This is a genomic window from Sagittula sp. P11 (assembly GCF_002814095.1).
In the GTDB taxonomy this organism is placed as follows: domain Bacteria; phylum Pseudomonadota; class Alphaproteobacteria; order Rhodobacterales; family Rhodobacteraceae; genus Sagittula.
On record NZ_CP021913.1, the window covers coordinates 2,849,227 to 2,871,764 of the forward strand.

Annotated in this window: 19 protein-coding genes; 3 read left to right on the top strand and 16 right to left on the bottom strand. The window is 65.8% G+C overall.

The window, feature by feature from the left end:
- Nucleotides 1-308: 308 nt before the first annotated feature.
- The 9 genes from CDO87_RS13760 to CDO87_RS13805 form a co-directional block, all read right to left on the bottom strand.
- Nucleotides 309-686 (bottom strand): hypothetical protein, encoded by a 378-nt coding sequence (locus CDO87_RS13760; RefSeq protein WP_100929299.1) that lies wholly within the window; start codon nucleotides 684-686, stop codon nucleotides 309-311.
- Between the two features lie 453 nt (nucleotides 687-1,139).
- Nucleotides 1,140-1,613, bottom strand: a complete 474-nt coding sequence (locus CDO87_RS13765; RefSeq protein WP_100929300.1) for a YHS domain-containing (seleno)protein — start codon at nucleotides 1,611-1,613, stop codon at nucleotides 1,140-1,142.
- A 12-nt stretch (nucleotides 1,614-1,625) separates the two neighbouring features.
- Entirely contained in the window at nucleotides 1,626-2,186 is a 561-nt protein-coding gene (locus tag CDO87_RS13770; RefSeq protein ID WP_157814991.1) for a pyridoxamine 5'-phosphate oxidase family protein, read from the bottom strand.
- Between the two features lie 7 nt (nucleotides 2,187-2,193).
- On the bottom strand, nucleotides 2,194-2,658 hold the full coding sequence (locus CDO87_RS13775; protein ID WP_100929302.1) for a nuclear transport factor 2 family protein: 465 nt from the start codon (nucleotides 2,656-2,658) through the stop codon (nucleotides 2,194-2,196).
- A 459-nt stretch (nucleotides 2,659-3,117) separates the two neighbouring features.
- Nucleotides 3,118-3,888: an SDR family NAD(P)-dependent oxidoreductase gene (locus CDO87_RS13785; protein WP_100929304.1), complete on the bottom strand. Its 771-nt coding sequence runs from the start codon at nucleotides 3,886-3,888 to the stop codon at nucleotides 3,118-3,120.
- 5 nt (nucleotides 3,889-3,893) lie between these two features.
- A complete protein-coding gene (locus tag CDO87_RS13790; RefSeq protein ID WP_100929305.1) occupies nucleotides 3,894-4,700 on the bottom strand; it encodes an ABC transporter permease in 807 nt (268 codons plus the stop codon).
- Between the two features lie 7 nt (nucleotides 4,701-4,707).
- Nucleotides 4,708-5,565, bottom strand: coding sequence for an ABC transporter permease (locus CDO87_RS13795; RefSeq protein ID WP_198521723.1), 858 nt, complete (start codon nucleotides 5,563-5,565; stop codon nucleotides 4,708-4,710).
- A 12-nt stretch (nucleotides 5,566-5,577) separates the two neighbouring features.
- Complete coding sequence (locus tag CDO87_RS13800; protein WP_100929306.1) at nucleotides 5,578-6,732, bottom strand: PotD/PotF family extracellular solute-binding protein; 1,155 nt, start codon at nucleotides 6,730-6,732, stop codon at nucleotides 5,578-5,580.
- A 35-nt stretch (nucleotides 6,733-6,767) separates the two neighbouring features.
- Nucleotides 6,768-7,922 (bottom strand): ABC transporter ATP-binding protein, encoded by a 1,155-nt coding sequence (locus CDO87_RS13805; protein ID WP_254698124.1) that lies wholly within the window; start codon nucleotides 7,920-7,922, stop codon nucleotides 6,768-6,770.
- 117 nt (nucleotides 7,923-8,039) lie between these two features.
- On the opposite strand from CDO87_RS13805, the gene CDO87_RS13810 reads away from it, so the two are divergent.
- Nucleotides 8,040-8,858, top strand: coding sequence for a helix-turn-helix transcriptional regulator (locus CDO87_RS13810; protein ID WP_100929307.1), 819 nt, complete (start codon nucleotides 8,040-8,042; stop codon nucleotides 8,856-8,858).
- Between the two features lie 204 nt (nucleotides 8,859-9,062).
- Here the strand turns inward: CDO87_RS13810 and CDO87_RS13815 are convergent, their stop codons facing one another.
- The 6 genes from CDO87_RS13815 to CDO87_RS13840 form a co-directional block, all read right to left on the bottom strand.
- The gene (locus CDO87_RS13815) at nucleotides 9,063-10,391 is read right to left on the bottom strand and encodes a TRAP transporter large permease (protein WP_100929308.1); all 1,329 of its coding nucleotides are present in this window, start codon (nucleotides 10,389-10,391) and stop codon (nucleotides 9,063-9,065) included.
- Entirely contained in the window at nucleotides 10,388-10,951 is a 564-nt protein-coding gene (locus CDO87_RS13820) for a TRAP transporter small permease subunit (RefSeq protein WP_100929309.1), read from the bottom strand. Before CDO87_RS13820 ends, CDO87_RS13815 begins: the two co-directional genes overlap by 4 nt.
- 82 nt (nucleotides 10,952-11,033) lie before the next feature.
- Complete coding sequence (locus CDO87_RS13825; protein WP_100929310.1) at nucleotides 11,034-12,092, bottom strand: C4-dicarboxylate TRAP transporter substrate-binding protein; 1,059 nt, start codon at nucleotides 12,090-12,092, stop codon at nucleotides 11,034-11,036.
- A gap of 51 nt (nucleotides 12,093-12,143) precedes the next feature.
- Complete coding sequence (locus CDO87_RS13830) at nucleotides 12,144-14,525, bottom strand: xanthine dehydrogenase family protein molybdopterin-binding subunit (RefSeq protein ID WP_100929311.1); 2,382 nt, start codon at nucleotides 14,523-14,525, stop codon at nucleotides 12,144-12,146.
- The gene (locus CDO87_RS13835; RefSeq protein ID WP_100929312.1) at nucleotides 14,522-15,022 is read right to left on the bottom strand and encodes a (2Fe-2S)-binding protein; all 501 of its coding nucleotides are present in this window, start codon (nucleotides 15,020-15,022) and stop codon (nucleotides 14,522-14,524) included. Before CDO87_RS13835 ends, CDO87_RS13830 begins: the two co-directional genes overlap by 4 nt.
- Nucleotides 15,019-15,852 (bottom strand): xanthine dehydrogenase family protein subunit M, encoded by an 834-nt coding sequence (locus CDO87_RS13840; RefSeq protein ID WP_100929313.1) that lies wholly within the window; start codon nucleotides 15,850-15,852, stop codon nucleotides 15,019-15,021. The genes CDO87_RS13835 and CDO87_RS13840 overlap by 4 nt, the downstream gene beginning before the upstream one ends.
- Before the next feature lie 150 nt (nucleotides 15,853-16,002).
- Between CDO87_RS13840 and CDO87_RS13845 the strand changes: the two genes are divergently transcribed.
- Nucleotides 16,003-16,635, top strand: coding sequence for a TetR/AcrR family transcriptional regulator (locus tag CDO87_RS13845; RefSeq protein ID WP_100929314.1), 633 nt, complete (start codon nucleotides 16,003-16,005; stop codon nucleotides 16,633-16,635).
- 81 nt (nucleotides 16,636-16,716) lie between these two features.
- On the opposite strand, the gene CDO87_RS13850 is transcribed toward CDO87_RS13845, so the two are convergent.
- Nucleotides 16,717-20,940 (bottom strand): ExeM/NucH family extracellular endonuclease, encoded by a 4,224-nt coding sequence (locus CDO87_RS13850; RefSeq protein WP_100929315.1) that lies wholly within the window; start codon nucleotides 20,938-20,940, stop codon nucleotides 16,717-16,719.
- Nucleotides 20,941-21,520: 580 nt separating this feature from the next.
- Here CDO87_RS13850 and CDO87_RS13855 point away from each other — a divergent pair.
- Nucleotides 21,521-22,477 (top strand): TAXI family TRAP transporter solute-binding subunit, encoded by a 957-nt coding sequence (locus CDO87_RS13855; protein WP_100929316.1) that lies wholly within the window; start codon nucleotides 21,521-21,523, stop codon nucleotides 22,475-22,477.
- Nucleotides 22,478-22,538 lie beyond the last annotated feature (61 nt).

Here is a 22,538-nt window from a genome sequence, read left to right on the forward strand (position 1 = left end):
CGGTCTGTGGGTGCACGCCAGCGGGGATCATCCCTCAAGGCTGTAACTCCGTTTGGCCTCCGGAGAGGTCATTGATAGACGCCCGCGCTTCCCGGGTCGGGGAAAATGCGTGGCGAGGGGTGAAGTGTTTTCGGCACCGCACGATGCCAGGGCAGGATATGCGTGCCAGTGGCCGAGGCCCGTACCGTTGCCGGCCATCCAGGCAGGGACGCGGCTTGCGCGACCCTGATCCCTCATGTCGCCCGCCCGCGAGGCGCGGATCGCAGCGCGGGAAAGGCTGTCGAGCAGGAAGCCCATGACGCTGAGCATCACCCCTCGTCGACCTCGCTGAAGACCGGAGCATCGAGGTCGATGGCGGCGAGACAGGCCTGCGCAAGATCGCGATCAGGGCCGTCCGAGCCGGGCACCGTGGCCCAGCCGGCCTCCATCAGCGCATCCCTTTGCTGGTAGCGCGAGACATCGCGGATCGTTTCGAGCTTGGCCCCGCGCTGCGGATCCGTCCGGGCAATGTCGAGGCAGACGGGCACCATGGCCGCGGTCACGTTGTCCTCGGACATTTCGGCAGCTTGTTCCTGCGCTGTGCCGCCGGTCACCCAGCCGCCCCAGGAAAAGCCGACGATGGCCAGGGTCACCGCGCCGATAACGGCACCGTAGATGCCGGGCTTGAGCCATTCTGGTGCATTCATGAAAAGTCCTCCAGCGGAGAAAGCGCCGCGTCGCTCTGATGTCGTGGCAGATCGTCACCGGATGGCATTGGCGCGCGTGCCCAGATCGGCCGCGCGAAACGCGTCCGATGGTAGAAGCGCGACCCAGGCCCCGGTATTTCCCGAGGCGAGTTCCATGCGTACCGATGTCGTGAAAGAAGCGCCGCTCGTTGCGGCAAAACCTTTTCGGCCTGAAGAAGATATAGCCTGTCTTGGCTCGAATTACAACTGCCACGGTCAGTTGCCGGACTCTCAGGGCCGATAAAGGCGCAGGAGTGGTGGCTCGGTGATGACGGTTGCTGCAAGGGCTGTGGCCGGGGGGAATGCCCCACTGCAAAGGTCATCGTGGCCCGCCAATCCCCTCCGGTCCTTTGGTCTTCGGTGCCCGAAGGCAGTCCCGGGCCACGGCTTCGCGTCGCGGCCCGGGCGCATCGGTCAGAGGTCGCCGACAGGGGTGGTCGCGATCTCGGGCCACTTGGCGAAGGCGCCGGCGATCACGGCGTCCTTGTCTTCGAGGTACTTCTCGAAAATAGCCTCGTTCACGAAGAGGTAGAGCTTGCCGTCGACGATGTCGGCATAGCGCACGTCGCCGTCGAGCTTCTTGCCGACATAGACGCCAAACGCACAGAACCCGCCGAATTGAGGCAGCATCGCCGTCGGGTCGGCCTCGAACGCGGCCTTGGCGTCTGCCGTTGCGAAGTAGTAGTCGACGCCGTCATGCGCGACGGTGAACTCGGCGTCGCCGATCGTCGGCGCGTCGGACCTGAACATCGACACCGGGTCGAAGCCGTGCATGCCCAGCGGGTTGCCGGTCAGGGTCAGGCCGTTGGAGACGTTGACCTCGTCGGCGGCAAAGGCGGCCGGGGCGAGGCAGATGAGGGTCGCGGTCAGGAAAGCATTCAGTTTCATGGGATGGTCCTTTCAGTGGGTTTGCGGAAGAGGGATCAGGCGCCGCGGCCGATGCGGGTGACGGCGTCGTCCGTCCACCACACGCCGTTGGCGACCATGCGGAAGTTGATGATGGCGGCGAGATAGCCGTCTCCTTCGGGCACCTTCGCCCTGCAGATGGGCTATCAGGGCCGGATCCTCGCCGATCGCGGCACGGCCCAGCAGCTTCAGGCGTTTCGCCCGGGCGAAATCCATTGCGGTGATCGCGACGCGATCGTTGCCGCGCAGGTTGCCGGTGCTGATGTACTGCCGGTTTCCGGTGTAATCGGCATAGGCGACGGTCTGCGGGTCGATGACCTTCAGGAAACCCGGTGCGCCGCCGCGGAACTGGACATAGGGCCAGCCGTCCTCGCTGACCGTGGCCTGGAAGATGCCGTCGCGGGTCTGCAGGAAGGCCGTCTCGCGCGCACCGAGGCGGGCGTCAGGCACGGGCGTGTCGGAAATCGCCTGCGCGTAAAGGCTGTCCGACCCATGCCGGCGTTGTTCCGCGCGGACGGCGGAGGTGAAGGCGATGCGGGCGTATGCGCTGGACATGGTCACCTCACAGCCCGAGGTCGGTGAGACCGGGATGCCCCGCCGGGCGCGGACCCTGCGGCCAGTGCATCAGGCGCTCGTCCCCGGCGATGGCAAGGTCGTTGATCGAGGCGATGCGGCGGTGCATCAGACCGTCGGGGGCGAAGTCCCAGTTCTCGTTGCCATAGGCGCGGAACCAGTCGCCGCCCGCGTTGCGATATTCGTAGGCGAAACGCACCGCGATCCGGGTTCCGTCAAAGGCCCAGAGTTCCTTGATCAGCCGGTAGTCCAGCTCGCGCTGCCATTTGCGGGTGAGGAAATCGACGATGGCGGGGCGGCCAGAAAAGATCTCTGCGCGGTTCCGCCACTGGCTGTCGGGCGTATAGGCCAGCGCCACGGTTTCGGGCTGGCGGCTGTTCCAGGCGTCTTCGGCCATGCGGACCTTCTGTGCGGCTGTCGTGGCGTCGAAGGGCGGTATCGGCGGGCGGCTCATCATGGTGTTCCTTGAAAGGGGGACGCTGGGGCGTCCCTGTGCTGCGTACTCAGGCGGCAGGCGAGTTCGGGGCGCAGGATCATCCGGCGCATCGCCTGGCTGCGGAACACAAGGTGCGCATCGTCGAGTATCTCGAACGGCTCTGCGCCGACGCCGGGCTGGCTGACCCGGGCAAGGTGGCGGAGCGGCTGGCGTTGCTGAAGGAGGGGGCGATTGCCACGGCGCATGTGCGGCATGCCGGAGGCGGCGCAACTCGCGAAGGAGATGGCGCGCCTCCTAATCGAGGACAGCCGCGCGCAGGGCTGAGGCGGTGCCGCCCTGTCGGCCCCCCCTGCTCAGGCCGCGCGGTCCCATGTGCCGCTGCGGGCCGCCATGGCAAAGTCGTTGAAATCGGGCGTGGCGCGATCATGGAGTCGCGCTTTCCCGGAATGGCAAGAGAAGGTGGGGAAGGGGGCTGCGCTACAGGCACTCCCCGCCGTCGATCACCAATGCCAGTCCCGTCACGAAAGCGGAGCGGTCGGAGGCGAGGTAGAGGATGCCTTCGGCGATCTCCTCCGTGCTGGCCCAGCGGCCCATCGGGATCGTGTCGGAGACATAGCTTTCCAGCGCCGCGCGGCCGCCCATCTGGGTCTCGAACCCGGCGTTGAACGGCGTATCGACGAACCCCGGGCACAAGGCGTTGAAGCGGATGTTCTCGCGCGCGTAGTCGGCGGCCATCTGTTTCACCATGGCGACGGCCGCGTGTTTCGTCGTGGCATAGGAGATCATCCCCCGGTCGAACTGGACGCCGGAGTTCGACGCCGTGATGATGACCGAGCCGCCGCCCTGCGCGCGCATGTGGGGGATGACAGCCCGGGCCGCCACGAAGTGCGCCCGCACGTTGAGCGCCCATGCGGCGTCCATCTGCGCGGGTGTCACATCCTCGGCGCGGCCGGCGATCTGGATGCCTGCGTGGCTGTGCAGCACGTCGATACGGCCGTGATCCCGGACCACCCGGGCGATCTCTGCCTCGACCGCCGCGTCGTCCCGCATGTCGAGTGCGCGCGCAGCGCCTTGGCCGCCCGCCGCATGTATCATCCCGAGCGTCTCGTCGGCCAGGTCCTGTTGCAGGTCGCTGACCACAACGAAGGCGCCCTCGCGGGCCATCGCGACGGCCCCCGCGCGCCCGATCCCCGACCCTGCGGCTGTCACCAGAGTGACCCGATCCTGCAACATGGCTTTCTCCTGCATGTGGATTATCCGCGGGCCCTGGCCTGTGACCGGCGCAGCAGAAGCTGGGCCACGATCAGAAGGGTCAGCGAGGCGATCATGACCATCGTGCCGATGGCGTTGATCTCGGGCGTGACGCCCCGGCGGATCGACGAAAAGACATAGATCGGCAGGGTCGTCTCGGCCCCGGCGACGAAGAAGGCGATGACGAAGTCGTCAAAGCTGAAGGTGAAGGCCAGAAGGAACCCTGCCAGCACCGCCGGGAGGATCTGCGGCAGCGTCACCTGCCGGAAGGTGCCGAAGGGTGTGGCCCCGAGGTCGCCGGAGGCTTCGATCAGCGCACCGTCCAGCGTCTCCATCCGGCCCCGCACCAGCAGCACAACCAACGACATGGTGAACAGCCCGTGCGCCCCGATCAGCGAGCCCGCGCCCAGCGAGAGCTGCCACCCGGTCAGGGGTTCGAGCCAGGGATTGATCAGGTCGAACACGCTCACCAGCGCGATCAGTGTGGCGATGCCGATCACGATGCCGGGGATCATGACGGCGATCTGCACCAGCAGGTCGAAGGCGGCACGCACCCGTCCGCGCATCCCTGTCAGGGCCAGCGCCGCCGCCGTGCCCACGAGGGTTGCCAGCACCGCCGACAGGAAGGCGACGCGCACGGACGTCCAGAGCGCCTCCATCACGAAGGGGTTGTTCAGCGCGCGCCCGTACCATTGAAGCGAGAACCCATCCAGCGAGGAGGCCGACCGCCCCGCCGAGAAGGAGAACAACGCGATGATGCCGATCGGCAGGTAGAGGAAGGCGTAGACCGCCAGTGCGTAAAGTCTCATGTCCGCCTCACATCAACGCGACATCGTCGCGGCCCGCGCCGAAGCGTTTCACCAGGCGGGAATAGATTGCGACCGTGATCAGCATGATGATCACCAGGGCCACCGCCACGGCCGAGCCGAAGGCCCAGTTGCGCGATTGCAGGAACAGGTCCACCAGCGCATTGCCGACGAAGAACACCTTGCCGCCGCCGAGGATCGCAGGGATCAGGAATTCGCCCATGAGCAGGATGAAGACCAGCATCGACCCGGTCAGCACGCCGGGCATCGACAGGGGAAGGGTGATCTGAAGGAAGGACCGCCACGGCGGCGTGCCGAGGTCGGCGGCCGCTTCGAGCAGGCGCAGGTCGAGTTTTTCCAGCGCAACATAGATCGGAAAGACCATCAGCGGCAGGTAGCCGTAGACGATCCCCACCAGCACCGCGAAGGGGCCGTTCAGCATCCGGATGTCCTCGAACCCGAAGGTCGCCAGAAGCGCGGGCAGACCCTTGCCGCCGAGCAGGAAGATCCACGCGTAGGAACGGATCAGGATCGAGGTCCAGAACGGCACGATCACCAGCACCAGCAGCATCGTCTTCCATCTGGGCGACACACGGATCGCCAGGAAATAGGCCAGCGGGTAGGCGATCAGCAGGGACAGGACGGTGCCCACCGGCGCGAGCGTCAGCGTGTTGCGGAACGCCGCGAACCGCGCCGGGAGGTTTGCGTATTGTTCGAGCGTGAAGCCCGGAGCGTAGCCGCCGATGGCGCTGCGCTCGCCGAAGGAAAAGATCAGGACGACGGCCAGGGGCAGCAGCAGGAGGGCTGCATACCACAGCGCCGCCGGTGTCAGCAGCAGCGCCCTTGCGCGGCTTTGGATCATGGCCATCGTCCCTTGTCCTTACGCCGACTTGAACCGCGCCATGACCTCGGCCCGGTTGGGGTCGGTCAGCGTCACCGCGGCGCCGAACTCCAGCGGGGTCAGCGCCTCGGCGGCGGGGTAGAGGATCGGATCGTTCAGCAGCTCTTCGGGCAGCAGCGCGTTGGTGCGGCTGTCCGCCACCGGGTAACCGTGGGCCAGCGCCTCGCGGGCGTTCACCTCCGGATCCAGCAGGTAGTTGATCAGCGCGTAGGCCGCGTCCTTGTGCGGCGCGTCTTTCGGGATCGCGTAGTAGTCCGACCAGATCTCTCCGCCTTCCTTGCCGAGGGCAAAGCCGATCTCTGGCATGTCGGTGTTCAGCTGCTTGCCGTCGCCGGTCCAGCACATGGTCAGCCAGGCATCGCCGTTGCGCATCGCCGGCTGGTAGTCCGACGAAATCGCGTAGAGGTGCGGCTTGACCTCGATCAGCAGCTTCTCTGCCTGTGCCAGCTCCTCCGGGTCGACCGAGTTGAAGCTGAAGCCGTGATAGACCAGCGCGTTGCCGATGGTGGTCAGCTGGTAGTCATGCACCATGACCCGGCCGTCGAACTGGTCGCGTGCGCCGTCGAAGAAGGTCTTCCAGCTGTCCACCACGCCGCCGGTCTTGTCGGTGTTGAAGGCGATGCCGGTCGTGCCCCAGTTCTTCGGCACGGCATAGACGGTGCCGTCGATCGTGCCCGCGTCTGAGAACCGCGGATCGAAGGAGGCGGGATCGAAGTTCGGGATCTTCGACAGGTCCAGCGGCTCGATCAGGTCGGCCTCGACATATGTCGGGATGGCATAGTTCGTCGGCACGAACACGTCCCAGCCGGAACCGCCGGCCTGGATCTTGGCCAGCATCTCCTCGTTCGAGCCGAAGACGTTGACCTGCGTGTAGGCGCCGGTCTCTTCGGTGAACATGTCGAAATTCGCCGGATCGTGGTAGTTCGGCCAGGTGGCCAGCACGACCCGGTCGCCGATGTCCTGGGCGCGGGCGCGCGACGGCAGCAGCCCGGGCAGAGCGCCACCCATCACTGCCATCGCCGTCCCGAGGCCGGTGACGTTCAGGAAGTGCCGCCGCGTGACAGAGCCTTTCTGGTAGCGGCGCAGTTCCTCCATGAAGGCGGTGCGCGAAATCGGTTTATTTTCGTTTTTCATTTTCGTTTTCCCTAGTTGGACAAAGTCAGGATCACTCAGGTGTCGGCGGCAAGAACGAGGCCCGTTCCCGCCGGCCAGAGGACATGGACCATTGCGCCCACGTCGTGTTCGCCCACGGCTCTTGCGGCCTGTCTTGGCGCGTTGACCTGCAGCGAACCGATCCCGTCGGCTTGCAGCAGATATTCGGTTCTGTCCCCCAGGAAGGTGCGGTGCGTGACTCGGGCGGGGATCGCGGCCGCGTCGCCTGCGGGCGCGTCTTCGCGGCTCAGGCTCAGCGCCTCGGGGCGGACGGCGATCTCGGCGGTTGTGCGGGTGTCGTCGGGCGCGTCCCGCACGATGACCCGGGCGCCGTTGCCAAGAACGGCCTGCGCCATACCCCCCTGCCGCCCGGTGATCTGGGCCGTCACGATGTTGGCCTTGCCGACGAAGTCCGCGACGTAGCGGCTGCGCGGACGGTCATAGAGATCCTGCGGCGTGCCCACCTGGGCGATGCGCCCATGCCCCATGATGCAGATGCGGTCCGACATGGACAGCGCCTCTTCCTGGTCGTGGGTCACGAGGACGAAGGTGATGTTCAGGCTGCGCTGCAGCTCCAGCAGTTCGCGCTGCATCTCGCCGCGCAGCTTGGCGTCCAGCGCGGCCATCGGCTCGTCCAGAAGCAGGATCTGCGGTTCGTTGATGACGGCGCGGGCCAGCGCCACGCGCTGCTGCTGCCCGCCCGAGAGTTCCCAGATGCGGCGCGCGCCGAAGTCCTCCAGCCGGACACGGGCGAGAGCGGTTGCGACCTTGTCGGCAATCTCGGCCTTGGACAGGCGCGGGCGCACCTGGCGCAGGCCGTAACCCACGTTCTGCGCAACGGTCATGTGCGGAAACAGCGCGTAGTGCTGGAACACCATGTTGACCGGGCGGCGGTAAGCGGGCACCGCGCTGACATCCTTGCCGTCGATCAGCACCGCGCCCGAGGTCGGCTGTTCGAATCCCGCCAGCATCCGCAGCGCCGTGGTCTTGCCGCAGCCCGACGGGCCGAGAAAGGACAGGAACTCGCCCCGCCGGATGCGCAGGTCGATGCGGTCGGCGGCCAGCACGTCGCCGAACCGCTTGGTCGTCCCGGCGAATTCCGCCACCGCGTCATGGGAAGACACCTGCGTGCCATCTGCTGTGAACGGTTCCTGGATCATCGTCTTCTTCATGCCGCCTGTCCGTTTGGCCGCTTCTCTCCGAAAGGTCTTGCGCGCCGTGGCATATGCCTTCAATTTTCAAAACGGTATGGAAACGGCCTGTGGCTGTATATATCACAAAGGGCATAGATGGTCGCGAAACTGCAGCTTTCAGATTGGGTCGCCGCCAGCGCCGAGGTTGTCCTGGCGCTCGACACGCCGCGCTTTGCCAAGGCGTTGACGGATGCCCTGCGGTGCGTGGTTCCGTTCGAGTTCACCGTGATCTTCGCCTATCACCGGGACAGCCGACCGCTTGATATCTATGATAATTTTCCACCGGGGAAACGCGAGGTCATGGTCGATGCCTATCAGGAGGGGCCATACCTGCTCGACCCGTTCTACCTGCATTCCGTCGCGCCCACGGCCTCGCGGCTGGCGCGGTTGCGCGATCTCGCGCCGGACCGGTTCTATCAGGCGGAATATTTCAGAAACTACTACGTCCAAACCGGACTTGCCGAAGAAATAGGCTTTATCGTCGATGTCGGTGAGGGGGTGAGCGTCGTGATTTCCGCCATGCGGGAACACAAGGTCTTTTCGTCGCGCGAGTTTCGCGATCTGCAGGCAGTCTTTCCCTTCGTCGAGGTTTGCGCACGGCGGCACTGGCACGGGCTGGCCGCGAAATTCTCGGACCGCCCGCATTCCGAAGAGCCGCGCCTGTCCCGGCTGATCGAGGAGTCTTTCCAGCGCTTTGGACGCAATCTGCTGACCCCGCGCGAAGCCGAGATCGTCGAATACACGCTCAAGGGATATTCCGCCGAATCGACGGGCGCCGCCCTCGGGATCGCCACTGGCACGGTGCGGATTCACCGGCGCAATATCTACGGCAAGCTGGGCGTAAGCTCTCAGGGCGAGCTGTTCTCCAACTTCATCTCGTCGCTCGACGAATATGGATCGGTGCGCGAGACCTGAAGCGGACGGGGCCGCGCGGACCATTGCCGTCGGCGGCCTTGTCCGGTGTTACCACGCCTTTCCACGGGTCACGGGCCTGTCCGGGGAAGAAATCTTGGCCGGAAAGACGGCCAAGGCGGGGCGACCTGACATCCTCGGAACAATGCACGCGGCCGGTGGCACGCGGGCGCAGGTCGCGGCACTGAACGCGCAGTCCGACCACGGTTACAGGAAGAGCGTCACCGTCACCGGGGCGAGGGTCACGAGGACCAGAACCAGCAGCATCACGGCGATGAACGGCAGGGTGGCGGCAAAGATCTGTTCGACCGACACGTCGGGATCGTTCAGCGTGTTGTGCACCGTGAAGACGGATATCCCGAAGGGCGGTGTCAGCAGTCCGATCTCCACCGCGATGACCGTCACGATCCCGAAGTGCATCAGGTCGAGCCCCATGTTCTGCGCGATGGGGGCGGCGATGGGCACCATGATCAGCAGGATCGAGGTGCTGTCGAGGATCATCCCCATCAGCAGGATGATCGCCGCGTAGAAGAAGATGAACCCCAGAGGCCCGAACCCGGAGTCGGAGACCAGCCCGGCGATGGCGTTGGGCAGACCGGCGATGGCCAGCATCCGCGAATAGAACGACGCCGCGATCAGGAGCAGCAGGATCGAGACGGAAATCACCCCGGTCTGCTTCATCACCTGCCAGAGCTTGTGCCGGTCGAGGCTCCGGCGGGAAAGGGCGACCACGAGTGCACCGAAGGCGCCGACGCCCCCCGCCTCGGTCGGGGTAAAGAACCCGGTGTAGAGCCCGCCCAGCACGAGGATCACAAGCAGGATGATGGGGATCATCTTGCGGATCATCTCGTCCAGCGGCATCGGCGTGATCTCGCGATCCAGCCTGCGGGCGCGGGTGCTGTCGGGATCGGTCAGCACGAACTTTGGCGCGACGATGGTCAGGCCGATCAGCATGACGACGAATCCGCCCGCCAGTAGCAGGCCGGGGATGATGCCCGCGATGAACATGCCGCCGATGGAGACCTCGGCCAGCACGCCGTAGATGATGAGCAGGAGGCTCGGAGGGATCAGCATCCCCAGAACCGACGACCCCGCGACGGTGCCCGCCGAGAAGGCAGGGCGGTAACCGTGGCGCGTCATCTCGGGGACCGCGACGCGGGTGAAGACCGCAGCCGAGGCGATGGAGACCCCGGTGACGGCGGCAAAGACGGTGTTGGCGGCGACAGTGGCGACACCCAGCCCGCAGATCATCCGGCGAAGCAGCTCCTCCGCCACGGCGAAGGTGTCCCGCCCGACGTTCGAGACGCTGACCAGTAATCCCATCAGAACGAATAGCGGGATGGTGGCGAAGAGGTAGTCGGCGATCCCGGAGTAGGCGGTCAGTTCCAGCATCCGGAAGGCCAGTCCGATGTTGTCGCGGATGATCCAGATACCGACGAAGGCGACGGAGAACAGCGCGTAGGCGATCTGCATCCCCAGAAGGACAAGCGCGATCAGCACCGCGATCAGGATGAAGCCGATGGTCAGGGTGGTCATTGCGCGGCCTTCATCGTTTCGAATTCCCGCGTGACCCGGTAGAGGGCCGCGAGCGTTGCCGTTGCGGCGCCCAGCACAGTGATCCCGCGGAAGGGCCATGTGGGGATCGTCCATACCCCCTGGACACCGAAGAACTCGGCCGTGGTCCAGGCGGAGGTGAACTTCGGCCACGACGCCCAGACGACCAGCGCGAAGACGACGGCGCCGGTGATGCAGAACAGGATCTCGAGCACGGAGACCGCGGCGGGCGAGGTGCGCCCGATGCGCCGGACAAGGAAATCCGCCCGGGTGAGGCGGCGTTGCAGGATGGCGGCGGGCACCTGAAGGAACACGATGGCGACGACGGTGCGGGCGGCGATCTCCGACACTCCGGTGATCGGCAGGTCGAGCAGGTTGCGCCCGATGACATCCGCCACGATCAGCAGCATCAGCGCGCCGATGGCGGCGGTGCCGATTGCCGACATGGCCGCCGCGAGACTGCCGAGCGCAGCACCCAGCGGAGACTCGGCAAAGGCCGGGACGAACTGGTCTTCGGTATCGACGGGGCTGTCGTCGCTCATGAATGCCTGCCTTTGCAGTAGGGGTCAGCCCGACCTTCCGGGATCGGGCTGACAGGGATCAAGACGGTCGTATGTGACAGGCTCAGAGCCCTTCGGCCCAGTTCCGGGTCGGAGTCGCGCCCCGTTCCGCCAGCGCGTCGAAGTAGGCCTTGAGCACGGTCTTGCCCGCGTCGCCGGTCTGCTCCAGCCAGGGCTCGACGATGTTCGGCAGGCCGTTGACCCACTTCGCCTTTTCTTCTTCCGGCAGCTGGTGGACCGTCAGGCCGGCGGCCTGCATCTCGTCCATGGCGCGGGCGGCGAGGTCGGCCACGTAGTCGCCATGCGCCACGGACGTCGCCTTGGCCGCCTCGCGGAAAGCCTCCTGAACCGGGGCGGGCAGACCATCGAAGAAGTCCTTGTTCGCCGCGATCCCGCCGAAATACATCGAGCCGATGCCGACGCGGGTCAGTTCGGGGGCAACCTCGTAGACGCGGGTGGGCAGGATGCCGGAGGCGAAGGAGAGGGTGCCCTCGGTCACGCCGGTCTGGATGTTGGTGTAGTAGGTGGTCAGCGCACCGTCGACCGGCGTGGCGCCCGTGTCCCGCAGCCAGTTGGCCGAGGTGCCAGGCGCGTTCAGCTTGCGGTTCTGCAGGTCTTCCATCGTGTTGACGGGGAAGGTTGCGTAGATATCGTAGCTGTCGGTGATCAGCGACGACAGGTGCACCATGCCGTTCTCCGCCCACGAGTCCTTCAGCTCCGGCAGGTTCTCCGAAAGGTCATCGAAGATCTCGATGATCATGCGGTGATCCTCGGTCGCGAAGGGCGTGAAGTAGGTCACGTTCTGAAGCGGCATGTTCGCCCCTTCCCAGACCGTGCCGACCATGCCGACATCGACGATGCCGTCCATCACCGCCTCGCGCGTGTCGGTGAACTTGTAGAGCGTGCCCGCATAGCTCTCGACCCAGTCGACCTGATACTCGTTGCCGTTCTCGGCAAGGATGCGGTTCACCTCCGGCTGAAAGGTGTTCTTCATCGCGTAGACCCAGATGTTGGCCTCCGGGTGCGAAGAGCCGATGTTGACCGTGATGCTCTGCTGCGCCAGTGCGGCGCCGCCCATCAGCACCGCCATCGCGGTGGTGGTCGCAAGTTTCATGAAAGTCATGGTTGTTCCTCCCTGGTTCGGGGCGCGCTCCCGTCGCGCCCGTCGATTGGTTCAGTCCTCGAATGCCCCGAGCGCACGCAGGATGCGTTCCGGGGTGAAGGGCATCTCGGTGACCTGCGCCCCGAGCGGGCGCAGGGCGTCGTTGATCGCGTTCATGACAGCCGCCGGGGCCCCGGCCGTACCGGCCTCTCCCGCCCCTTTGGCGCCGAGTTCGCTTTCGCCGGTGGGCGTCTCGACGTGGCCGATCTGCATGTCCGGCATCTCGCCGGCCATCGGCACGAGGTAATCCGCCATCGAGCCGTTCAGCAGCTGGCCGTCGCTGTCGTAGTGGATTTCCTCGTAAAGCGCGCCGCCGAGGCCCTGCACGATGCCGCCCCGGATCTGCTCGTCGACCAGTTGCGGGTTGATGACACGCCCGCAGTCCTCGACGCACCAGTGCTTCAGCAGGGTGACGACGCCGGTTTCAATATCGACCTCGAGGTAGGACGCCTGCACGCCGTTGGTGAAGGCGAAGGGGTAGTCCATCGTGATGAAGTGCCGGGTCTGCACCAGTTCGCGGGGCAGGCCCTTGGGGAGGGTGTCGCCCCGGAAATAGACAATCCGGCCCAGTTCCTCCAGCGCCAGGCGCTCTTCGCCGGTGTCGGCGTTCACCACCTGACCGTCGCGGATGTCGAGCGCGCCGGCGTCCGCCTGCAACATCGACGCCGCGACTTCGAGGATCGACTGGCGCAGGGCACGGGCTGCCTGCAACGCCGCCTCGCCGCCGATGCCAGCCCCGCGCGACGCCCATGTGCCGCCGCCGTAGGGTGTGACCTGGGTATCGCCGGTGATGACGCGCACGGAGGAGGGCGGCACGCCGACGCCTTCGGCGACGACCTGGCTCAGCATCGCTTCGGTGCCCTGTCCCTGCTCGGTCACGCCGGACAGGGCGACGATGGAACCGTCGGGGTCCATCCGCACCGTGCAGCCGTCCTGCGCCGAGATCCGCGCCCCGCCGATGCCGTACATGAAGGGCGAGGGGTTCGTCAGTTCGATGAAGGAGGCGATGCCGATGCCACGGTACTTGCCCTGTTTGCGGGCCTCTGCCTGATCGGAACGGAGCGCGTCGTAGTCCATCATCGCGATGAGCTTGTCCATCGAGGCGTGATGCGACAGCCCTTCGAACCGCATCTTGGCGGGCGAGGTCACGGGGTAGGCGTCGTCGGCGTACATGTTGCGGCGCCGGATCTCGACCGGGTCAATGCCGATGGCGGCGGCGGCCATGTCCACCAGCCCCTCGGTGATCGCCACGGCGATGGGATGGCCCACGGCGCGGTACTGGCAGGTCGGGGTCTTGTTCTGGAAGACGACCGTCGTCTGCGCGCGGTAGTTGGCAAAGTCGTAGGGTCCGCCGCAGAGGTTCACCACCTGGTTGCCCTCGATGGCCGAGGTGCGGGGATAGACCGAATAGGGCCCGATCCCCGTCCAGTCGTCCACGTCGATGGCGAGGATCTTGCCCTCGGCATCCACCGCGATCTTCGCCTCGATCTCGTGGTCGCGGGCGTGGATGTCGGTTGAGAAGCTCTCCAGCCGATCGGCGATGAACTTTACCGGGCGGCCCATGATCTTGGCGATGGCGGCGGTCGCAACCTCGTCGGGGTAGACATGCACCTTGATCCCGTAGGACCCGCCCACGTCGCCGCAGATCACCCGCACGCGGCTTTCGGGAATGTCGAGGTGCTGGGCCAGAACCGTCTGGATCATGTGCGGCGCCTGGGTGGCGTGGTAGGCGGTCATCTGCCCCTCTGCCGGGTTCCAGTCGACGAGGATGGAACGGGGTTCGAGCGTGACGCCGGTGTGCCGCGCGGTGCGGAAGCTGGCAGAGATCACCTTGTGGGCAGAGGCCATCGCGGCCTCCACGTCGCCTTCTTCGTGCAGCCGCCGGAAGGCGAGGTTGTCGCCGAGGTCGGGGTGGATCACCGGCGTGCCGGCATCGAGCGCGGTCATCGTGTCGGTGACCACCGGGAGCGGGTCGTAGTCCACGTCGATCCGGGCGGCGCCGTCTTCCGCCGCGGCGCGGGTCGTGGCGACGACGGCCACCACCGGCTCGCCCACCCATGTCGCGCGGTCGACCGCCAGCGCGTGCTGCGGCGGGGACTTAAGGCCCTTCAGGTGCGCCAGAACGGCGACCCACGGCGTGCAGACCTCGGCCAGATCGGCGCCGGTGAAGACCCGCAGCACGCCCTTCACGTCCTTCGCATCGGCAAGGTCGATCCGGTTGATCCGGGCATGGGCAAAGGGCGACCGGACAAAGGCCACATGCACCATGCGGGGCAGGGTGATGTCGTCCACGTAGCGCCCGCGCCCCTGTACCAGTTTGGCGGCGTTGGGGCGGGGGACCGTCTTGCCGATGTAGGAATTGGGACGGTCGGGGTTTCCGAATGCGATGGTCATGCGCGGCCCTTCCCGGTACGCGCCTGCGCGACGCTTTCGACCGCGTCCACGATGGCCTCGTAGCCTGTGCAGCGGCAGTAGTTGCCCGACAGGTGTTCCCGGATCGCCGCCCGCGAGGGGACGGTGCCACCCTTCAGCAGTTCCTCTGCAGCGACCAGCATCCCCGGCGTACAGAACCCGCATTGCAGCGCGTTGCGCGCGACGAAGGCGTCCTGCAGATCGGTGATCGTGCCGGTGTCGGTCAGCCCCTCGATTGTCCAGACCTCGGCCCCGTCGGCCTGCGCGGCCAGCATCAGGCAGCCCCGGACGGCCTGACCGTCCACCCGGACGGTGCAGGCCCCGCAGACGCCGTGCTCACAGCTCGCGTGTGCGCCGGTCAGGCCCAGTTCGGTGCGCAGGAAATCGACCAGGTGCTGACCGGCGGGCACGCGTGCCTCGACCGGTTCGCCGTTCACCGTCAGCGAAACGTCCACCTTGTCGCGGAAGGCCTGTGTCATGCGTTGTCTCCTTCGATGCGCGCCACGGCCCGCCGCAGGAGCACGCCTGCCAGATGCCGCCGGTAGCTGCCGCTTGCCTGTGTGTCGGAGGGGGGATCGATCTCGGAGCGCAGGGCCTCGACCGCCGCATCGACATCGCCCGCATCGAGCGCCTGCATCGCGCCGCGCGCCAGCGTCGGCACCGGCCCGGCAGAGAACACCGACAGCCGGTGCCCCGCCTTGCGCCGGACGAGGCAAAGGCCGGTCAGGGCATAGTCGCCTGAGCGGCGCGCGACCTCCTCGATGACCTGGACTTCGCCTGCCTCGGCCTTCGGCACGGAAATCGCCGTCAGGATCTCGTCCTCCTCTAGCGCCGTGGTAAAGACGTCCTCGAAGAAGTCCTCCACGGGAATGTCGCGGGTGCCGTTGGCGCCGCTTGCGTGCAGCGTCGCGCCAAGCGCGAGGGCGCAGGCCGGGAACTCCGCCGCCGGGTCGGCATGGGCCAACGCGCCGCCGATGGTGCCGCGGTTGCGGATCGCGGCATGGGCGATGTAGCGGACGGCCTCGGCCAGAAGCGGTGCGTGGGCGCGGATCATCGGGTCGCTGCCGACCTGCGCATGCCGGGTCAGTGCCCCGATATGCAGGAGGTCGCCGTCCTCGGTGACGCCGGAAAGCTCCGAAATCCGGGAGATGTCGATCAGCATGTCGCCTTCGGACAGACGCATGTTCATCGCTGCGACAAGGCTCTGGCCACCTGCCAGGAAACGACCCGCACCGTCCGACTGGGCCATCAGCTCCAGCGCGTGCGCCACGTCGACAGCCCGGGCATATCCGCCCGCCGATGCCTTCATGTTGGTATCCTCCCTACATGAGCGCGACCCGTCCTTTGACGATTATTGATCGGCTGCTCACTCTTGTTGAGCGGATGATCTATAAAAATGTGAGCATTACAAGAAAAATTTGCTAAACGGGTTCCGGGACAACGAGCCAGGGACACCGTCGTGGACAACCAGACCGAACAGGACAGGGACACGGCCGCACGCCGGAGATTGCCTCCGCAGGAGCGGCGCGAGCAGATCGTGAACGAGGCGGTGCGCTTCTTCGCCGAGGTCGGGCTGGAGGGGAACACCCGCCAGCTGGCGAAGCGGCTGGGGGTCACGCAATCCCTTCTTTTCAAGTACTTCGCCACCAAGGAAGAGCTGCTCGAAGCGGTCTACGAGAAGGTCTATCTGGGTCGCCTGTCCAACGACTGGCCCGACCGGCTGACCGACCGTTCAGTGCCCCTGAGGATGCGGCTTCTGGCGTTCTACACCGAGTACAGCGGGCTGATCTTCGAACATGACTGGATGCGGATCTTCATGTTCTCGGGTCTTGCCGGGGCGGCCCTGAACAACCGTTACCTCAAACACCTGGGCGACGTGATTCTCCGTCCCGTGCTGGCGGAAACGGCGGCTTTGACCTCCGGTCCGACGCAACCGACCATGGAGGACCTGTGGAACCTGCACGGCGGGATCGTCTACATCGGCATCCGCACGCACATCTACAGCCTGCCCGCGCCGGACAATCCGGAAGAGGTCATCGCGCGGGCCATCGACAAGTATCTGCGGTTCTTCGGCATCCCCGACGACGCGTGACTGGCCTCGCGGGGGCACACCGTAAGCAATAAGCGCGGCCCGATGAAGGCCGCGCTTTGATGTCGTTCGGATGGTACCGGATCAGACGTAGTTGAAGTCCAGCCCGAAGATCAGCGGATCGTGGTCCGACGAGGCGTAGATGCCATCGTTGTAGAAAGCCGGATCGTTGAAGCTGGTGTCGTAGCCGATCAGGCCGGGTTCGTCGGCGTTGATGTGCCACTCCGCCGCGCCGGTGACATGCGCCGCCAGCGCCGTGTCGGCCAGACCCTGATCCAGCGTGCCCCGCTGGCCATCGAAGACGTAGGAGTAGGCCTCGTCCTGACCGCCCGGCACGAAGGTGTCGATCAGGTCGACCAGCCCCGCATCGTCGTCGAGATACTGGACCGCGTCCTCCTCGGCGTAGGAGTTCATGTCGCCGAGCAGGGCATAATTGGTGGTGCCGCCGCCGTTGTAGGTGTTGGCAATCCAGTCGGCGAGTTCCACCGCCGCATCGAGGCGGACACCGTTCCAGAAGCCCTGACCGTCGCGCTGATCGAAGTTCGGGTCGGCGTAAAGGTCGGCCAGCAGACCCTCGACCGTCGCGTAGTTGGCGTTGCCCGCGTTGTTCGTCAGCCACGTTTCGGCGTCGCCCGCGAGGTCGTCCAGCCCGCTCGCCCCCTTGGACTTGAAGTGCGAGGAGACGACGGTGAACGTGTTGCCGCTGGCATCCTCGAAGGTCGCGGCGACCGAAGGCCGGTTGCGCTGGTAGTCGTCGAAACTGCTGCCGATGTAGCTGGCCAGATCGGAGGCGATGGCCGCCGTCGCGTCCGCCGAAGGTTCCGCGTAGACGAGGTACTCGGAGTGCAGCAGCGTCACCGATGAGGAGTCGTAGATGATCCCCGTGGTTATCGCGTCCTCGCCGATAAAGTCCCCGGTGCCGGTCGGATCGACGTAGGCATAGGTGGCAGATGTGCCCTCGGCGTTCAGCAGGTCGACCAGCGTGCCGATGGCGGTGGTGCCGTTGTTCTCGATCTCCTGCAGGGCAAGGACCTCGGCGCCGGTGCCGATGATGCCGTCCACGATCTTGGCGGACTGGCGGGCGAATTCCTCCGCGGTGTCGGCGCCGCGCGGATCGAGATCGCCGTTCGGTCCGGTCGCGTTGGAGCCTTGGTCAATCGTGGTGAAGAAGTTCAGCACGTTGTAGGAGGCGACCTGCAAACTGCCGCCCACGTCGGGCGCGGTGGTAGGACGCGGGTTTGCGCTTTCGTCGAAGACCAGCGTGTCCGTCACCTGCAGCGTCCACTCGTCGAAGGAGTAGCCCAGCACGCCCTCGATCGGCTGCGCGATCTCGGTGCCGAGACGCACGGTGGTGCCGCTGTCGCCGAAGTCGTCGTCCTTGTCGAGATAGTCGTTGCTGTCCAGCGGGTTGCTGTCGGGAATGTACTGGAACTCGTCGGGGTTCTGGCTGGTCAGCCCATCATCCAGGAGGAGCGAGGCATTGGCGTTCTTCTCGGCCAGCGCCGCGATTTCGGCCTGTTCGGTCTGCGCGTCGTAGATCTGCGTCGGCTGCACCTGCGTGCCCGCCGAGACCGAGATCTGGCCGTAACGGGCGAGGTTGTAGTTCTCGTTGATCGTCAGCGCATCCGTGGTGCCGGAGATGACCTCCAGTCGCATGCCCTCGAGGCTCTCCCAGTCCGGCGCGGTGTCCGGCGACAGGGCCACCACCGTTGCGGCGGGCAGCGGGTTGCCGGAGGACTGGACCACGACGCCCGACACGGAGGTGATTTCCGTCAGGCCGAAGTACTCCGTGACCGAACCCGTGACCTCGACAAGATCCCCGAGCGTGACGGCATAGCCGCCGCCGGTGTAGACGTAGATGCCTTCGGAGGTGGCGGAGTCGCCGTCGCTGTCGGCGTCCTCTTCCTGCAGCCAGAAACCCTCGTCCGTCAGTGCGGTGACGATGGCAGATGCGGTGACCTGCTGGCCGACCATTCCGGAGGCATCGCCCGATCCCTGGATCTCCGAGATCAGGGTGATGTCCTCGACCGGCGGTTCGACCACGGCATCCGGGTCGGCGGTGACGATGACGTTGTCGAGGTAGACCGCCTCGCTGCCGGAGTTGCTGTCGAACTCCACGATCAGCTGCGCGCTGTTCACGGAGGCGTCGACCGTGGCCGACAGGGTGTTCCACGCGCCCTCGATGCCCAGGTCGTCGATGTCCTGCCCGGTCGAGTCGAGCAGGATGACCTCGCCCGCGTCGGTGGCGACGTAGACCTTCAGCAGGTCGTCGGACTCGTAGCCGGTCGACTGCAGGAAGTAGTCGATGGAGAAGGTCAGTTCGCCCACATCGGTCAAGTCGAGTGTGTCGAAGGACAGCCGCAGCAGGCCGTCGCTGTCCGACAGTTCGTACCCCTGAAGGCCATCGGTGTAGGCGCCGACGACACCGGCGTAATCCTGCACGCCGACAAAATCGCCGTCCGACAGGCCCACGTCGCCGCGCGTGTTCACCCATGTCAGGTCAAAGCCGAGCTGCCCGGCAGAGGCGGCGGTGCTGTCCACGGTCGCAAGGCCCGGACGGTTCGGCACCTCGGCCTCCTCGCCAAGCGCGGTCGGACCGTCGGCGGCATCGTCGAGCTGGTACTGCGCCCCGGTGGCTTCGGTCTCGAAGCTCTGGGTCACCTGGAAGATCTCCTCCAGCCGCACGTTGTCGACGTACACAGCCTCCGCTGCGGCATTGGAATCGACCTCCACCACCAGCGACGCCTCGGTCACGCCATCGGGCAGCTTGGTGGACAGGTTCTGCCATGCGCCCTCGATGTCGAGGTCGTCGATGTCCTGCCCGGTGGTGTCGATCAGGGTGAAGGTGCCGAGGTTGGTTTCGACGACGATCCGCAGCAGGTCGTCCGTTTCCCAGCCGGTCTCCACGAGGAAGGTGTCGAGAGAGACCTTCACAACGTGGTTCTCGGTACGGTTGGACAGGTCGATGGTGTCGAAGGTCAGGCGCAGCAGCCCGTCCGAATCCGACAGCTCGTAGCCCTGCTGCCCTTCGGTGAAGGCGCCCACGTCGCCCGCAAAGGACTGCACGCCAATCCAGTCGCCGTCCGAGATGCCCACGTCGTTACGGGTGTTCTCCCACTCCAGGTCATAGCCCCAGAGCCCGGCGGAGGCCTCGGTGCTGTCGACGCTCGCAAGGCCGGCCACGTTGGGCAGATCGACGACCTCGCCCAGTTCGGTCAGGCTGCCTGCTGCCGGATCGTATTCGTACCGACTGCCGGTGGCTTCGGTCTCGAACCCCTGCGTGACGAGGAGCTTCTCCGAAACATCGCTGACTGTGACGGTGATCGCCCGCTCGTCGCGCGCGCCGTATTCGTCGGTGACCACGACGGTCAGTTCGTAGGTGTTGTCGGTGTCCGCATCGGCGGGCGCCTCGTAGTCCGGCGCGCCAACGAAGGTGATGGTGCCGTCCTCGGCGATCTGGAACAGCGCCGCGTCGTCACCTTCGAGCGAGTAGGTCAGCGCCGCGCCATTGTCGGCATCCGTGGCCGAGACGGTCGTGACCGCGGTGGTGTTCTCGTCAATCGTGATCGCCGGGTCGGAGACGGTCAGCACCGGTGCGTCGTTGGTGCCGGTGACGGTCACGGTGACGGTTGCGGTGTCGGTCCCGCCGTAGCCGTCATCGACCGTGTAGGTGAAGGTGTCCTCCACCGTCTCGCCCTCGGCCAGTTCGTCGAAGGCCGGGGTGTAGGTGATCTGCCCGTCGGCCATGGTGACCGTCGCCCCCAGCGCAGAGGTGCCGTCGACGGCAATGATCGTCAGCGTGTCGCCGTCGAACTCGGTGTCGTTTGCCAGCAGGTCGGCGGTGTCGAGGGTGACGGCCTCGGTCTCCGTGGTGGCGGCGGTGTCGTCGCCTGCCAGCACGGCATTGTTGGTCCCGTCGAGGTAGAGCGTGTAGTCGTCCGCTTCGAAATAGAGCGCCTCGACCTGCTTCAGCACGTCGATGGAGGTCACGGCGCCCTGCGCATCGGTGGTCGTCACGATCGCGGTGGATGCGTTCAGGGCGTGGTGCTTGCCTTTCTTCAGACCCGAGAGGGCAATGTCCGCGTCGAGGATCGAGCCGGAATAGACCACGGTGTCAAAGCCACGGTCGCCCATGATGAAGTCGAGACCGTCAGAGGCGATCACCGTGTCGTCGCCGCTCCGGCCGAAGATGAAGTCCGTGCCCTCGGTGCCGGTCAGCTCGTCGCCGCGGCGGGTCCCGAATTCGAAATTGAACGGATTGGTGAAGGCACGGCCAAAGGCCCGGCCGTTAAGCGGATTGTGAAACATGGAATGGCCCCGTTGATGTCTTTCGTTGTTTCCTGACAGCCTTTGGTAACAGAGCCTTGACGTCCAGTTTTTTGAGCCCCGCCTACAACGTCAGCGCGAGTTTTTGCCGATTGGTCAAAAATCTGCAGGGAATATTGGCGCCTGCCGTAAAGGCACTTTTGGGTGACGTAAGGACGCTTTTGGCTGCATGGCCGCGTCTGTCTGGGTCCCGGCGCGGGCAAAGCGCGTGACGCACGGCGGTGATTCGGGGCTGGGTCTGGCGCAATGGGGCAGATGAACGCGCATGGCATCGTCGGGCCTACCCGGTCCGGCGGGTATGGTCGTGGGAACGGCCAGCCAAGGCCTCGGAATGCAGGGAAACGCCGACCGCTCGATGCATCTGCCGTTGCGAAAAGCCTGCCCGCCCGCGAACCGGCGGTAATCAAGGCCATGCAGTCCCTCGGGCAATTCTTTGCCACGGACCGGGCAACGGATTGCCCGCCATTTCCGGCCTGAACACGCCTATTCTTTGAGATTTTCCGGGCGCCACTGTTCCTTGATGCCGATCGTCCCACGGGCGATCAGCACAAGGGAGGATACCATGAACTATCTCACAGCCGCACTGCGCGGCACCGTCGCCGCATCCATCATCCTGGTCGGCGCAACCGGCGCCCATGCCCAGAACTTCGTGAACGTGCTCACCGGGGGCACCTCGGGCGTCTACTATCCGCTCGGCGTCGGCCTGTCGAACATCTACGCCGAGAACATCGACAAGGTGCGCACGCAGGTGCAGTCCACCAAGGCGTCGGTAGAGAACCTGAACCTGCTGCAGGACGGGCGGGGCGAGATCGCCTTTGCATTGGGGGACAGCGTCGCGGCGGCATGGGCCGGGGATACGGAGGCCGGTTTCCCGCAGAAGCTGGACAAGCTGCGCGGCATCGCGGGCATCTATCCGAACTACGTCCAGCTCGTCGCGCTTCAGGAAAGCGGCGCAACCACGCTGGCGGATCTTGCTGGCAAGGGTGTTTCGGTCGGCGCGCCTGCGTCCGGCACGGAACTGAACGCGCGCGCGATCATGGGGGCGGCGGGCATGTCCTACGACGACCTCGGCAAGACCGAATACCTGCCGTTCGCGGAGTCGGTCGAACTGATGAAGAACCGCCAGCTCGACGCAACGTTGCAGTCGGCGGGCCTTGGCGTGGCGTCGATCCGCGACCTGTCGACCTCGGTCCCGATCACCGTGGTGGAGATCCCCGCATCCATCGCAGAAACCCTCGGCGCTCCTTACCAGGCGGCGACGATCCCCGCTGGCACCTACGAGGGGCAGGAAAGCGATGTCCCGACCGTGTCCATCGCCAACTACCTCGTGACGCATTCCGACGTGTCGGACGAACTCGCCTACCAGATGACCAAACTGCTGTTCGAGAACATCGAGACGCTGACCTCGTCGCATCAGGCGGCGGCGCAGATCAAGCTCGAGAGCGCGCTCGAAGGCATGCCGATCCCGCTGCACCCCGGCGCGGAACGCTTCTACCGGGAACAGGGCCTGATCGACTGATCAGGGACGGGTTCACGGCGCCGCGTGCCCCCGCGCGCGGCGCGCGTTCCGTTTGCAAGGA

Coding starts and splice junctions, on each gene's coding strand:
- CDO87_RS13840 (WP_100929313.1), bottom strand. CDS start 15,852: ATGAAGGCATCGGCGGGCGGATATGCCCGGGCTGTCGACGTGGCGCAC.
- CDO87_RS13770 (WP_157814991.1), bottom strand. CDS start 2,186: ATGTCCAGCGCATACGCCCGCATCGCCTTCACCTCCGCCGTCCGCGCG.
- CDO87_RS13785 (WP_100929304.1), bottom strand. CDS start 3,888: ATGCAGGAGAAAGCCATGTTGCAGGATCGGGTCACTCTGGTGACAGCC.
- CDO87_RS13820 (WP_100929309.1), bottom strand. CDS start 10,951: ATGAGCGACGACAGCCCCGTCGATACCGAAGACCAGTTCGTCCCGGCC.
- CDO87_RS13855 (WP_100929316.1), top strand. CDS start 21,521: ATGAACTATCTCACAGCCGCACTGCGCGGCACCGTCGCCGCATCCATC.
- CDO87_RS13830 (WP_100929311.1), bottom strand. CDS start 14,525: ATGACCATCGCATTCGGAAACCCCGACCGTCCCAATTCCTACATCGGC.
- CDO87_RS13765 (WP_100929300.1), bottom strand. CDS start 1,613: ATGAAACTGAATGCTTTCCTGACCGCGACCCTCATCTGCCTCGCCCCG.
- CDO87_RS13800 (WP_100929306.1), bottom strand. CDS start 6,732: ATGAAAAACGAAAATAAACCGATTTCGCGCACCGCCTTCATGGAGGAA.
- CDO87_RS13760 (WP_100929299.1), bottom strand. CDS start 686: ATGAATGCACCAGAATGGCTCAAGCCCGGCATCTACGGTGCCGTTATC.
- CDO87_RS13815 (WP_100929308.1), bottom strand. CDS start 10,391: ATGACCACCCTGACCATCGGCTTCATCCTGATCGCGGTGCTGATCGCG.
- CDO87_RS13805 (WP_254698124.1), bottom strand. CDS start 7,922: ATGAAGAAGACGATGATCCAGGAACCGTTCACAGCAGATGGCACGCAG.
- CDO87_RS13825 (WP_100929310.1), bottom strand. CDS start 12,092: ATGACTTTCATGAAACTTGCGACCACCACCGCGATGGCGGTGCTGATG.
- CDO87_RS13775 (WP_100929302.1), bottom strand. CDS start 2,658: ATGAGCCGCCCGCCGATACCGCCCTTCGACGCCACGACAGCCGCACAG.
- CDO87_RS13795 (WP_198521723.1), bottom strand. CDS start 5,565: ATGGCCATGATCCAAAGCCGCGCAAGGGCGCTGCTGCTGACACCGGCG.
- CDO87_RS13850 (WP_100929315.1), bottom strand. CDS start 20,940: ATGTTTCACAATCCGCTTAACGGCCGGGCCTTTGGCCGTGCCTTCACC.
- CDO87_RS13810 (WP_100929307.1), top strand. CDS start 8,040: ATGGTCGCGAAACTGCAGCTTTCAGATTGGGTCGCCGCCAGCGCCGAG.
- CDO87_RS13835 (WP_100929312.1), bottom strand. CDS start 15,022: ATGACACAGGCCTTCCGCGACAAGGTGGACGTTTCGCTGACGGTGAAC.
- CDO87_RS13790 (WP_100929305.1), bottom strand. CDS start 4,700: ATGAGACTTTACGCACTGGCGGTCTACGCCTTCCTCTACCTGCCGATC.